The organism is Chengkuizengella sp. SCS-71B (genome assembly GCF_040100845.1).
In the GTDB taxonomy this organism is placed as follows: domain Bacteria; phylum Bacillota; class Bacilli; order Paenibacillales; family KCTC-33759; genus Chengkuizengella.
The window spans coordinates 1,689,084-1,703,111 of the sequence record NZ_JAZHSH010000001.1 but is presented as its reverse complement, the minus strand read 5'-3'; the positions used below and the strand labels follow the sequence as shown (position 1 = coordinate 1,703,111).

10 protein-coding genes are annotated in these 14,028 nt (G+C 34.5%); 4 read left to right on the top strand and 6 right to left on the bottom strand.

What is annotated here, in order from left to right; genetic code table 11:
- Positions 1-12: 12 nt before the first annotated feature.
- On the bottom strand, positions 13-1,920 hold the full coding sequence (glgB, locus tag VQL36_RS08375) for a 1,4-alpha-glucan branching protein GlgB (protein ID WP_349248877.1): 1,908 nt from the start codon (positions 1,918-1,920) through the stop codon (positions 13-15).
- Between the two features lie 564 nt (positions 1,921-2,484).
- On the opposite strand from glgB, the gene VQL36_RS08370 reads away from it, so the two are divergent.
- From VQL36_RS08370 to VQL36_RS08360, 3 genes are all read left to right on the top strand, one after another.
- Entirely contained in the window at positions 2,485-2,895 is a 411-nt protein-coding gene (locus VQL36_RS08370; RefSeq protein ID WP_349248876.1) for a hypothetical protein, read from the top strand.
- A 177-nt stretch (positions 2,896-3,072) separates the two neighbouring features.
- Positions 3,073-3,768: an RNA pseudouridine synthase gene (locus VQL36_RS08365; RefSeq protein WP_349248875.1), complete on the top strand. Its 696-nt coding sequence runs from the start codon at positions 3,073-3,075 to the stop codon at positions 3,766-3,768.
- 146 nt (positions 3,769-3,914) lie between these two features.
- Entirely contained in the window at positions 3,915-5,180 is a 1,266-nt protein-coding gene (locus VQL36_RS08360; RefSeq protein ID WP_349248874.1) for a CapA family protein, read from the top strand.
- A 131-nt stretch (positions 5,181-5,311) separates the two neighbouring features.
- On the opposite strand, the gene gyrA is transcribed toward VQL36_RS08360, so the two are convergent.
- From gyrA to VQL36_RS08335, 5 genes are all read right to left on the bottom strand, one after another.
- Complete coding sequence (gene gyrA / locus VQL36_RS08355; protein WP_349248873.1) at positions 5,312-7,756, bottom strand: DNA gyrase subunit A; 2,445 nt, start codon at positions 7,754-7,756, stop codon at positions 5,312-5,314.
- A 10-nt stretch (positions 7,757-7,766) separates the two neighbouring features.
- Positions 7,767-9,734, bottom strand: coding sequence for a DNA topoisomerase IV subunit B (gene parE / locus VQL36_RS08350; protein WP_349248872.1), 1,968 nt, complete (start codon positions 9,732-9,734; stop codon positions 7,767-7,769).
- A gap of 103 nt (positions 9,735-9,837) precedes the next feature.
- Complete coding sequence (locus VQL36_RS08345; protein WP_349248871.1) at positions 9,838-10,830, bottom strand: ABC transporter permease; 993 nt, start codon at positions 10,828-10,830, stop codon at positions 9,838-9,840.
- Entirely contained in the window at positions 10,823-11,779 is a 957-nt protein-coding gene (locus VQL36_RS08340; RefSeq protein WP_349248870.1) for an ABC transporter ATP-binding protein, read from the bottom strand. Before VQL36_RS08340 ends, VQL36_RS08345 begins: the two co-directional genes overlap by 8 nt.
- A 47-nt stretch (positions 11,780-11,826) precedes the next feature.
- On the bottom strand, positions 11,827-12,606 hold the full coding sequence (locus VQL36_RS08335) for a GDSL-type esterase/lipase family protein (RefSeq protein WP_349248869.1): 780 nt from the start codon (positions 12,604-12,606) through the stop codon (positions 11,827-11,829).
- A 412-nt stretch (positions 12,607-13,018) separates the two neighbouring features.
- On the opposite strand from VQL36_RS08335, the gene VQL36_RS08330 reads away from it, so the two are divergent.
- Positions 13,019-14,002, top strand: coding sequence for a right-handed parallel beta-helix repeat-containing protein (locus tag VQL36_RS08330; RefSeq protein WP_349248868.1), 984 nt, complete (start codon positions 13,019-13,021; stop codon positions 14,000-14,002).
- The last annotated feature ends 26 nt before the right edge of the window (positions 14,003-14,028 follow it).

Here is a 14,028-nt window from a genome sequence, read left to right as displayed (position 1 = left end):
AAAATAATAAAACTATTTTATTTCTTTAGATGTAGCAGGTATTCTTTTAAACATGATAGTTGCAAGTGGAGGAACCGTTAATTGAATACTAAAGTTTTGAAAATGACAAGCTTTCAAATCCGCTTTAACCCTTCCATTCTTCTGCCCTGTTCCTCCAAATTTCACATCATCACTATTAAATACTTCTTCATAAATTCCAGGCATATTAACTCCAACGGCATAACTTTCGTGCACTAATGGTGTAAAGTTACAAACGACAAGGATGACTTCCTCCTCACACCTCCCTTTTCTAATAAATGAAATAATGCTTTCTTTTTCATTATCCGCATCCATCCACATGAAACCGGAATGATGAAAATCTGACTCCCATAATGCGGACTCTTGTTTATAGAAAGAATTTAAACTTTTTACAAATTGCTGAAACATCTGATGCATATCAAAATCTAATAACATCCAATCTATTTGTTCCAAGTCTTTCCATTCATCAAATTGTGCAATTTCACTGCCCATGAAAGTAAGCTTTTTTCCAGGATGAGCCATTTGATAACAATAAAGTAATCTTAAATTAGCAAATTTCTCCCAATAATTACCTGGCATTTTATTTAACATGGATTTTTTTCCATGAACGACTTCATCATGTGAAAAGGGTAAAATATAATTCTCGGAATACGTATAAAGTAATGAGAAGGTAATTAACCTATGTTCATAAGGTCTATAAATAGGATCTGTTGCCATATAACGCAACATATCGTTCATCCAACCCATGTTCCATTTAAAATTAAACCCTAATCCTCCGACATAGGTTGGAGCACTAACCAAAGGCCAATCTGAAGAATCTTCTGCCATCATTAATGCATTAGGATAATGACGAAATACAGTTTCATTCAGATTTTTAATAAAAGAAATGGCTTCTATATTCTCGGTACCACCTTGTTTGTTCTTTATATGCGCCCCCTGAGGATTGTCAAAATTCAAACTAATCATACTGGCCACAGCGTCTACTCTGAATCCATCTATATGATATACATCCATCCAAAACAGCGCATTGGAAATGAGAAAAGATACAACCTCTGGTTTGTTATAATCAAAACTCAATGTGCCCCATGAAGGTTTTTCAGCTTTCATTACATCTTTATATTCATATAAGGGTGTGCCATCAAACTCTCTCAATCCATGATCATCCTTACAAAAATGACCAGGAACCCAATCTAAAATAACCCCAATTCCATTTTGATGGCAACGGTCTACAAAATACATAAATTGTTCTGGCGTACCATAACGGCTAGTTATAGAGTAATATCCTGTAACTTGATAACCCCACGATCGATCAAAGGGGTGTTCCATAATGGGTAAAAGTTCAATGTGGGTATAACCCATACTCACAACATATTCAATAAGTTTATTTGCTATTTCAAAGTAAGATAAAGTCTCATTATTCTCCCTTTTCCAAGTACCTAAGTGTACCTCATATATATTGAGTGGATTATTCAGTACATTTTTATGACGTTTTTCATTTATCCATTTATCATCATGCCATTCATAGTCGTCTAATGTTTTTACAATGGATGCTGTTTGAGGTCTTTTTTCAGAATAAAAGGCATATGGATCAGATTTAAGTAATACTTCATCTTTATTCGTGTGTATCTCATATTTGTATAATGTGCCGTCAAATAACTGAGGAATAAACAAACTCCAAACTCCAGTGTTTTCTATCTTTTGCATCCTGTGATTCTTACCGCTCCAGTCATTAAAATCCCCAACGACTCTAACATCTTTTGCGTGAGGTGCCCAAACGGTAAAACGAACCCCAATTTCTTCACCTTCACATTCTAAATGTGCTCCAAAGACTTTATAGGCATGAATCAAATTCCCCTCTTTAAATAGATCTAAGTAATCAATTGTTGGAAGCAAACCTATCATAAATTCAACTCCTTTTAAAACTAACCAATTGTAATAATATAACCATGCTCCCAAAACTTCTTTTTATATGTATGAACTTAATAATCGTAATATGAGAAAATTTTTCTACAAAAATATGAACTGAGCCTCCTTCCAAATGAAGTCTTATTCACGCATGTTAGAAGTTCATTATCTATATAGACAAATGTACAATTTAGTTAATCTAAACGAATGTCCATACCACCTTAAAACGTGCAACATACAATAAATGGAGAACGCATTAAGATGTAGACAATAAAATCTTACGGACAATCAATACCGGATAAATATTGTACGGAGGGAGTGAACTATTAAATGACAAAAAAATATAAAAAAACAAAGAAAAGCAAGAAAAACAAAAAACATTCCAAAAAACCAACTATATCTAAAAGAGAAGTTAATAAGCTTATTGGCAAAGATATTTATGCCATCAAAAAAGATGGAACGTTATATGTTGGAAAACTAGTTAAAGTCAAAGGTGGAACTATATACATCAGTCCAAGAAGCGGAAATAAAGCACAGACCAAATTTTTATTACCTTTATTATTGAAAGGTATGTTAGGTATGGGTAAACTTGGCGGTGGAGGCTTAGGAGGTCTTCTTGGAGGCATGCTCGGTGGCGGCGGATCTGGTGGTGGATCCGGTGGCGGTGGCCTCGGAGGAATGCTACCAGGTTTATTAGGCGGTATGCTCGGCGGTGGAGGCGGTGGATCCGGCGGTGGAGGCGGTCTCGGTGGAATGTTACCAGGTTTATTAGGCGGTATGCTCGGTGGCGGCGGGTCCGGCGGTGGTGGCGGTCTCGGTGGATTGTTAGGTGGTATGCTCGGTGGCGGCGGATCCGGCGGCGGTGGTTTAGGTGGCTTATTAAGTGGTAGCGGGACTCCTGGTGGCGGTGGTGCTCCTACTGGCAGTGGAACTCCTGGTGGCAGTGGAGCTCCCGGAGGCTTTTTTATATAAGTAACTTTTATTAAATCAAATCATTTTTTACTGTTATACTCTAATTTCCCCGGTGCGTTATAATTAAACTTATACGCACCCCTTTATATTTTAATTTATATTCTATATAAAACTTGCCTAAGGCAGGAATTGTTTGTAAAATTGGACAAGCTAAAACTATTGAAATTGGAGGTTTGTATGGATAAAATTAATCCTATACCGATTATTTTCGAGGATAATCATATTCTTATTGTAGAAAAACCTATAAATATCCCAACACAGAAAGACATTTCAGGAGATCCAGATTTATTAAATTTATTAAAACAAGACGTAAAAAAACGATATAATAAACCGGGAAATGTATATTTAGGGTTAGTTCACAGGCTTGATCGCCCCGTTGGAGGAGTAATGGTTTTTGCAAAAACTTCTAAAGCTGCTTCACGATTATCTAATGCTATTCGCACACATCAGTTGCAAAAAGAATATATAGCAGTTATTCATGGAGCACCAAGTAAACAAAAGGGGAAATTAATTCACTATTTAAAAAAAGATTCGTCTATAAATAAAGTATTCAGCGTTGCAAAAAGTGAGAAGAATAGTAAAGAAGCCATACTTGAATATGAAGTAAAAGGATCTAACAATGGATTAAGCTTAGTACAAATTCGTTTACATACTGGACGCTCACATCAAATTAGAGTTCAATTTTCTGAAATAGGATGTCCTTTATATGGAGATCAAAAGTATGGAGAGAAAATCAATAAAAAGAATCAACAGATTGCATTATGGTCAAATAGAATCAGCTTTTCACATCCAACTTTAAAAAAAGATATTGAATTTTTTTCCACTCCTCCATCCGTATATCCTTGGAATATATGGGAGGAAATTAAATCGTAATTTTTAACTATTGCCAGATATTTAATCTTTATGTAAAATATCAGCAATGATATATCCTTTAAATTCCACACTCGTTGTATTTTTAATCATTTTGAAGCCAAAATAAGATAAAAGGATATTCTATTTTAAAAAAAGAGAAGGTAACTATGAAAAAAATAATACTTATCACATTAATTATCTTATCTGGTTGCAGCAATACTTTCACTGCTGATGACATACAACAAGAGGAATTTATTGATGAACTTACATTAGGTGAAAATGAACAATTTAATGACATTAAAAAAGCAGTCGCTAAAAGAAATTACGTACGATTAAATCAACAACCCTTGGCTTACTCTACATCAGCGGAACTTTTTGCAGTTGGAGACATTATGATGCATTACCCACAAATCTCTCATGGATATAATAACGAAACTGGCCAATATTCGTTCGATTCTTATTTCACAGAAGTAAAAGATTTATTTCTTGAAGGGGAGTGGATTGTTGGTAATCTTGAAACTCCACTTGCGGGTAAAGAAATGGGTTATTCTGGATACCCTCAATTTAATGCCCCTGAGCAATTAGCAGATGCACTTAAAAATGCTGGATTTAATGTACTTACCACTGCAAACAACCATTCTTTGGATCGACGTGAAAATGGTATTATCAAAACATTGCATTTTTTAGATGAACGAGATATTTATTACACAGGAACTGCAGCTTCAAAAGAGGATGGACAAAGTTTATTAATGATTTCAAAAAATGAAATTAATATGGGGTTTTTAGCTTATACATACGGAACAAACGGAATTCCTATTCCAGAGGGGAAAGATTATTTAGTTAACCTAATTGATCCTGAAAAAATGTCTAATGATATTCAAAAACTAAAAGACTCAGGGGCAGATGTTGTTACAGTTTCAGTACATTTTGGAACAGAATATAAAAGAACACCAAATGAAACTCAAAAGAAAATCGCTGAACATTTAATTAAAGCAGGGGCAGATATTATATTAGGTAGTCATCCTCATGTAGTTCAACCTTATGAAATTTTAGAACTTGAAGGTTATGATGGAGATAAGAAAAAAGGAGTGGTTATTTATTCAATGGGAAACTTCATCTCCAATCAAGGACCTGACCAAGGAACAGCTAAATACACAGATGTTGGAGTGATCTTCAAAGTACAGATCCGAAAACATTTTCCAGAAAATAAAATAGAATTGGCTCTTATTGAAACGATTCCAACTTGGGTACATAAATATGTATCAAACAACAAAAGAAATTTTAGAATATTGCCAATTGAAAAAATAGTTACAACAAAAGATGATGAGATCCTACCTGCAAACACATACCCTTTGTTAGAAGGGTATTTCGAGGAGATGACCCATCACCTTAATTCACTCAATACAGTGTTCACTGGAGGGATTGCCAACTAATATTTCTTCCTAGAGTAATGGACTGGCTTCCCAGCCCCTCCTCATCAAACCGGACGTGATTTTTCCTTTATCCGACTTTCTGATGTTCTTCTTTCTACTGGAAGTGTATTCCATTTTTAATTTTATTTTTCTTACAACTTGGACAATTTCACTACATCCGTAACATGTTCTTCTTTAGTCACAGGTATTAGCTGCTTACCAGTTGATTTACGTTCTTGTATAGGTGCTGACTGCGTTGTAAATTGATATTTTTCACCGTTGCTAAGTATGACATTCAAATTTTCTGGCTCCTTAATCAGACAGGCATACATTAATTGATATCCATTGGATCTAACTCGTTTACCAGTTTTGAATTCGAAGCTGATAACCCCTTTACCTCCGCGTCCTTGCAACATATAATCCGAAACTAATGTGCTTTTGCCATATCCACGTTCAGATATAACAAATATTTCACCTGAATCATTATCTTTAATCCAAGCAGCTGCAATGACCTCGTCAAGCTCTTTTAACTGGATTCCTTTTACACCTGCTGATACTCTTCCCATCGATTTCACTTCATTTTCTCTAAAGCGAATGCTCATGCCAAGTTTAGTAACTAATAATAAATCGCCCAATTCATCACTTAATTGTACATCAATAATTTGATCTTGGTTATTCAGTTTACACGCTACTATTCCAATAGAGCGTTTCGTTGCATAATCTTTCAATAAACTCCGTTTCACTTGTCCATATTTCGTTACGAATACAATGGATTTACCCTCTTCTTCAAAATCTTTAACAGGGATGACATTCACGATTTGATCCTCTTTATCTATAGGGATCACATTTACAATCGCAGTACCATTGTCCTTCCATTTGTATTCTGGGATTTGATGGACAGGTAACATGTAGTACTGTCCACTCTTTGTGAAGATAAGTAAGTTCTCTATAGTATTTACTTCTCTAATAAAACGAACCATATCGCCTTCTTTTAAACCTGTACTTTCAAGTTCACCACCAGAACGTGTAAAGGATAATAAACTGCTGCGTTTAATGTATCCCTCCTTTGAAACGGTAACAAGCACGTCCTCAGGAGTAACCATAACCTCTAAGTTCACTTCTAACTTTTCAACTTCCTCTTGTATGTCTGATCTTCGTTCAATGGCGTACTTCTTAGAGATTTCTGTTAATTCTTTTTTAATGACGTTCATTAATTTCTTTGGACTTTGTAATATAGCAGTTAGTTTAGCAATGATTTTATTAACATCTACTAAATCTTTTTCTAAAGAAGTGATTTCTAAGTTTGTTAAACGATATAACTGCAATGTTAAAATAGCATCTGCTTGTCTTTCAGTGAAATCAAATTTCGCAACTAAATTCTGCTGTGCATCCTGACGGTTTTTGGACGCTTTTATGGTTTCAATGACATCATCTAGGATATTTAATGCTTTAACAAGTCCTTCAAGGACATGAGCTTTATCCTGTGCTTTTTTCAAATCATATTGAGATCGATAAGTCACAACCTCTTTTTGATGTTCTATATAAGCCTCAAGGATCGCTTTTAAACCTAACTGTTTCGGCGCTTTATTTACAATGGCAACCATATTAAAGTTATAGTTAATTTGTAAATCTGTTTTCTTAAGCAAGTAAGCTAAAATTCCTTCTGCATTCGCCTCTTTCTTAAGTTCAACTACAATTCTCAGTCCGTCTCGTCCACTTTCATCACGAACTTCAGCAATACCCTCTACTTTTTTCTCTAATCGGATATTTTCCATTGCAGTAACTAGACGAGATTTTACAACTTGATAAGGGATTTCGGTAATCACAATTTGCTGTTTACCACCCTTTAAGTCTTCAATGTTTGTTCTGGCTCTCAGGAATATCTTCCCTTTACCATTTGTATATGCATCTTTAAGACCCTTTTCCCCCATGATGATGCCACCTGTAGGGAAGTCTGGACCTTTTATCTTTTTCATTAAATCTTCTAATGTTAATTGAGGGTTATCAATTAAGTCGATACAAGCTTCAATGACTTCACCTAAATTATGAGGAGGTATTTCAGTTGCAAAACCAGAAGAAATACCACTAACCCCGTTTACTAACAAGTTGGGAAAACGAGAAGGTAATACGACAGGTTCTTTCATCGTATTATCAAAATTATCTTTGAATAATACAGTGTCCTTTTCAATATCTCGTAACAGTTCAATTGCAATAGAAGATAAACGAGCTTCTGTATAACGCATAGCTGCTGGTGGATCATCATCCATAGAACCCCAATTGCCGTGTCCATCAATTAAAACATGACCCATCTTCCACGATTGCGCCATACGCACCATTCCATCATAAATAGAAGAATCACCGTGAGGATGATAATTCCCCATTACATCCCCAACAGTTTTTGCTGATTTGCGATATGGCTTGTCCGAATGATTACCTGCTTCATACATCGCATAAAGAATGCGTCTTTGCACCGGTTTTAACCCATCCCGAACGTCTGGGATGGCGCGATCTTGAATGATATATTTTGAATATCTACCGAATCTGTCTCCTACCACTTCTTCAAGAAAAGCAGGTAAAAACTGTTCAACTTGGCTCATGTTATCCCCTCTATTCATCAAACTTCGTAAAGTCTACATTTTCAATAATCCATCTTTTCCTTGGATCTACTTTATCCCCCATCAAGGTGGATACTCTTTTTTCTGCCATAGCAGCGTCTTCAATTTGTACTTGTAATAAGGTTCTTAAAGCAGGGTCCATCGTTGTTTCCCATAGTTGATCCGGATTCATTTCACCTAAACCTTTGTATCTTTGCAACTCAACATTTTTTCCATATTCTTTTAATATGACTTGCAGCTGTTCCTCAGACCAAGCATATTTCATAGATGTCTTTCTTCCTTTTTTGGTCACTTTAAATAAAGGCGGTTGTGCAATATATACTTTCCCAGCATCTACAAGAGGTTTCATATAACGATAAAAAAACGTAAGAAGCAATACTTGAATATGTGCTCCATCTGTATCGGCATCTGTCATGATAATAATTTTGCTATAGTTGCTTTCTTCTATTTCAAAGTCAGGTCCAACTCCTGCTCCAATAGCAGCGATAATAGCCCGATATTCTTCATTTTTCAATATATCTGCAAGTTTTGCTTTTTCAGGGTTCATTGGTTTCCCCTTTAAAGGCAGAATGGCTTGATGTTTTGAATCTCTACCTTGTTTTGCAGATCCTCCTGCAGAATCTCCCTCAACGATAAAGATTTCGTTACGTGAGTAATCTTTAGATTGTGCAGGTGTTAACTTTCCACCCAGGTTAGAGCTTTGACTTTTTCCTTTTTTTCCAGATCGAACCTCTTCCCTAGCTTTTCTAGCAGCAGCTCTAGCCTTAGCTGCTTGAACAGATTTTTTAATCAGCAATTGTGAAACTTTAGGATTCTCTTCAAGAAAAACAGCCATATTATCTGCTACAACAGCATCAGTAGCACTTCTAGCAGAACTACTTCCTAGTTGATCCTTCGTCTGCCCTACGAATTCTACGTCCCCCATTTTAATGTTGATTACAACCATTAGACCTTCTCGTAAATCTGAGCCTTCTAAGTTTTTATCTTTTTCTTTTAACAAACCAGATTTTCGAGCATACTCATTCATAATTCTTGTATATGCTGTTTTAAAACCTGTTTCATGTGTTCCTCCACCACGTGTAGGAATTGAATTTACATAAGATGCAATCGTTTCAGTAAAACCGTCATTGTATTGAATGGCTATCTCAACTTCGATATCATCTTTATCACCATGAAAATGAATGACATCATGTAAGACAGATTTATTTTCATTTAAATATTCAACAAATTGCTTCGCTCCACCACTATAATCAAACGTAACTTCTTCAGTTGTACGTTCATCCTTTAAATTTATTTTTAATCCTGAATTTAGAAAGGCAATTTCCTGTAAACGTTCAGCTAATGTATCATATTGGATATGAGTTCCGTTTTTAAATACTTTGTGATCTGGCTTAAAGGTAACCTTTGTACCCGTTCTACGTGTATTACCAATCACTTCTAATTGTGTGACAGGCTCTCCAACGTGTTCCTTACCTTCTTTATCTATCCAGTATTCATAACGTTGTTTATGTATTTTTCCATCTCGATATATTTCAACTTCCAACCATTCTGATAATGCATTTGTAACGGATGCGCCTACACCATGAAGACCTCCAGATTTTTTATATCCTGCGCCTCCAAACTTTCCACCTGCATGTAAAATTGTAAATACGACTTGTGGTGTTGGAATCCCTGTTTTGTGCATGTCTGTTGGTATACCTCGCCCATGGTCAAAAACTGTAATGGATTCGTCCTTATGTATAGTAATATCTATTTGATCACAAAATTTTGCTAGATGTTCATCTACCGCGTTATCCACTATCTCCCAAACTAAGTGATGTAATCCTGAATTGCCTGTATTTCCTATATACATCCCAGGTCTTTTACGGACGGCAACTAACCCTTCTAATACTTGGATATCATCCGCGCCATATTCAGATTGTTTTTCTTTTGGCTCCGAAAATAAATCGATTTGTTCCAATCTTTGTCGCCCCCTTGCCAATTACTTCAAACGATATTTAGCATTATACCATGAATTTAAATATTTTGTTGAATCGTGAAAAAACAAGTATATAACTAAAACTTTAATTTAATATATCTCGTTTCGTAAATACTACAAATGAGATTACAATGGAGATTAACGTCCATACACTTAAGTTAATAAGAGAAAATGAAAGCGTTAGGCCTTGAATTGGTGGTACAGCACCAGATAAGTACGAAACTGTTTGTAAATTCACCATGAAAAAATATTTTGCACTTTCCCAAGAAGAAACCATATTGGTTAAAATGGTACCTGCTATCAATGTAGCTAGCATAATTCCCATTCCAGCTGCTATACTTCTAACTAGTACGGAAACCATCATAGCTAGACAAGCTACTACTAAAGATGAAAACCATGCTAACCCTAATTCCATTATAAGGAATTGCCATTGCGGGATAATGTTAATATTATTTAAATTCAATTCTGATCCAATCACTTCAAATCCAGTTAATACTGGCTGCATCCAACCACCGAAACCAAATACAAGACCTGAGATGAGATAACTCATGACGGCTAATAATAGCACGGTAATCGAGACATACATGGTTAAGGCTATGTATTTACTTAATAACACCTTCCACCTTTTTATAGGTCTTGTTAATAACAACTTTATCGTACCTGAAGAATGCTCTCCAGCGACTAAATCCGCAACAATGACAAGCACCAGAAGTGGTAAAAATAAACCTACTGAATTTGCCACAAACTGATTCGTAAATGTGACTCCATTCGGAGATCTTGGATCTATATTTTGATCTAAATGAAGCTGTAATCTTTGAATCTCAACTATATACCAACGTTTCCACTCTTCTTGCAACCTAGGGCTGCTGACACGATTCTCATAATCTTGAATTTGTTGTTGAACAACAATTCGCCAATCTTCTGTTCCCATTTGTTTCTGAACATTTAAAGCAACACGCAGTTGTGCATAAGTAAAAATTGGAATGAGTACTGCTAAAATGACTACGATGACGAAGAACCTTTTCTTCTTCCATATTTTCAGTACTTCGTTACGAACTAAAGGGTAAATGTTAATCAATTTTCTCACCCTCCGTTAATGTTAAAAATAATTCTTCTAATGATGGTTTTTTGATTTCAATGCTTGTTACTTGTACACCTGATCTGACCATCTGTTCGTTTACTTTAGAAATTTCCTCTGGATTCATTAGCGCAGCAACTGTATACGAATCGAGAGATGAATCTATTTCCATATCGTTAATTTGCGTTAGTTCAACGGATTGAAATGATTGCAACACCTTTTTTCCTTGTTCAACAGGAGACATTCCCCATAACACCGTACTGCTCGATTGCTCAAGAAGTTCATCTACATCCCCGACTGCAATCACTTCGCCCCTTCTAATAATCGCTACTCGATCACACATCAGTTGAATTTCACTTAATAAATGGCTAGATATAAATAAGCTCAGACCTTCTTTTGCCAAATTTCTAATAAAAATTCTTAATTCTTTTATTCCTTGAGGATCTAGTCCATTTGTAGGCTCATCTAATATAAGAAGTCTTGGTTTCCCTAATAAAGCTTGAGCTATACCTAATCTTTGCCTCATGCCAAGTGAATATGTTTTCACTTTGTCATGAATGCGCTGATCCATACCTACTATTTCAACTACCTCTTGAATTCTTTGATGTGATATATTCGGCAACATAGCCGCAAAATGCTCTAGATTTTCCCAACCTGTTAAATATGAATATAGTTCTGGATTCTCTACAATACAGCCAATATTTTTTAAAGCTTCATCATGTTCAGTTTGTACATTTTTTCCGCACACATAGATTGAACCTTCAGTAGGACGAATTAAATCTACTAACATTCTAATTGTTGTCGTTTTTCCTGAACCATTGGGTCCTAAAAATCCAAAAATTTGACCTTCATAAATATCAAAAGAAATGTCTTTAATAATCCATTTTTTACTGATTTTTTTCTTTAAATGTTTAACAGATAATACAGGTGTTTGTTTTTTTCCCATCATTCGAACCTCCTATCATAGATAAAAGATAAAAATAAGTATATTATACATTATTTCAAGGCATTCACAATTCTTTCTCCGATCCTTTTATAACCTTCTTCATTTGGATGATAAATGTCTGAAGATAAATAGTTTTTGGTATTTTTATAAAACAAATCAAAAGTAGGAATAAATAAAACTTGTTTATATTTCGTTGTCAATTTAAATACTTCATTGTTCCATTCTTGAACAAATAAAGAGATTTCCCCATCCTTATCAATCTCTGTAAAAGGATTATATAACCCTACATAAATAATATCTGCCTCTGAATTCAAAGTTTGAAGTTCTGCAAATATCTTATCTAAGTTTTCAAGTGCATTAGGCATAAACTCACGAGCATTTTCTATAATTATTTCTTCACCAGGTGAAAACATATCATTCCCACCAATCGTCATTAAGATTAAGTTTGCTTGCATAATAGACGTCCGTGTACCATTTTGTGTAGAAATAAAATCAAACAATTGTGATGTTGTATAACCATCAACTGCAAAAGTATGAAGAAATACTGGTTTTTCCTCATTTTTTTCTAAAAGGTTTCTTACTACTCCTACATATCCATTCTCACTTCTATCCCCTGTACCCTCTGTTAGTGAGTCACCTAAGGATAAAATTACAATTTCATCATCGGCTGGAGAAATATCTTCTATAATTTCTTCTTCAGGAGTTGTCAAATTTGATCCTTCTGGATACACGACCGTTTGAATTGCATTCACAAATCCATAAATAAAAATTGATGTAGTTAATAAAGCTACTAATAAAATAACAGACCATAATAAACGTGACGATTTCAAAGTTCTTCCTCCTTAAATCAATGTAAAAACGTAAGTAAGTATGTTATTTATCTTACTAATTCTTTATATCATTTGCAAACAATCCACCACAAGAAACGTATGTATTATTTTTTTAGGAAAAGATCAAAGCAAATTCATCACCTTTTTTCTCCCTTCTCCTCAAACACCCATTTTTATTTAGAAAAAGACCTTTTTGATCGTTCTGAATATAATAAAGAAAACTCGCTGATTGGATGAAACTGAAAGAGAAAAACAGAAGGGTAGTTGCACTTATACTTTATTCATTAAAAAACTATTATATTTGTTAAAGTATAAAGAAAACTCGCTGATTGGATGAAACTGAAAGAGAAAGACAGAAGGGTAGTTGCACTTTGGATGAAACTGAAAGAGAAAAATAAGAGGAGGATCCACTATGATTATTAATGTACCTGAGGATGAGCCTTCAATTTCAGACGCTATCAATGCAGCTAGAGAAGGTGATACCATCTATATTGCAGCTGGATTATTTAACGAAGCAGTGAATATTGGAGTGGGCAAAAATAGAATTCGGATCATTGGTTCTGGGATAGGAAAAACCATCATAGATGGAACAAATCTTGGTTCAAACATAGATGGATTTAATATTCAAGCTTCGAATTTCATTACGATAGAAAACATCACGATTCAAAAATTCAGTCGATTTGGTGTCTTTATTCAGCAAAATGAGAATATTCTAAGTCACATTAAAATTACAGCAAATCAATCTGATGGTTTGTGTATAGAAAATGGTGCATATCATAATGTAGTGTTACAATGTGAATCCATTGAAAATGAAAGAGATGGGATTCTTGTCCTTGGAAATCACAATTTTATCATGAAGAGTACATCGAGTCACAACAAAGATTGTGGTGTAAATATTCAAGGAAAACATAATCTGGCATTTAACAATATATCAACCAGCAACCGTTTTGATGGCTTTTTATCAGATAATGAATGTAATACGTTTATATATAATACATCTTCCAATAATGGGGAGGATGGATTTGATTCTGAAAAAAATCTCAATTACTTATTTTGGAATAAATCAATTCAAAATGAAGATGATGGATTTGAAGTTGACTCAAATTCATTATTGTTAGGAAATGAAAGCAAGTATAATAAAAAAAATGGAATCGAGGTCTTTTCTTCAAAAGAAAAAGAAACTAAAAGCCGTATTCTTCAAAATTTATTAACCAACAACAATAATCATGGACTTAGCCTTGAGGGGAATAAGAATTTAGTTGATAAAAATACAGTTAAGCAGAATGATAGTTCTGGCATTAATATCATAAATGACGAAAATGTCATACGTTCTAATCAATATCATCAGAACAAAATAAATATAAATAATAAAGGAAAAAGAAATACAATCGATTAATTTTTATAGAACACAAGTGAACTCGT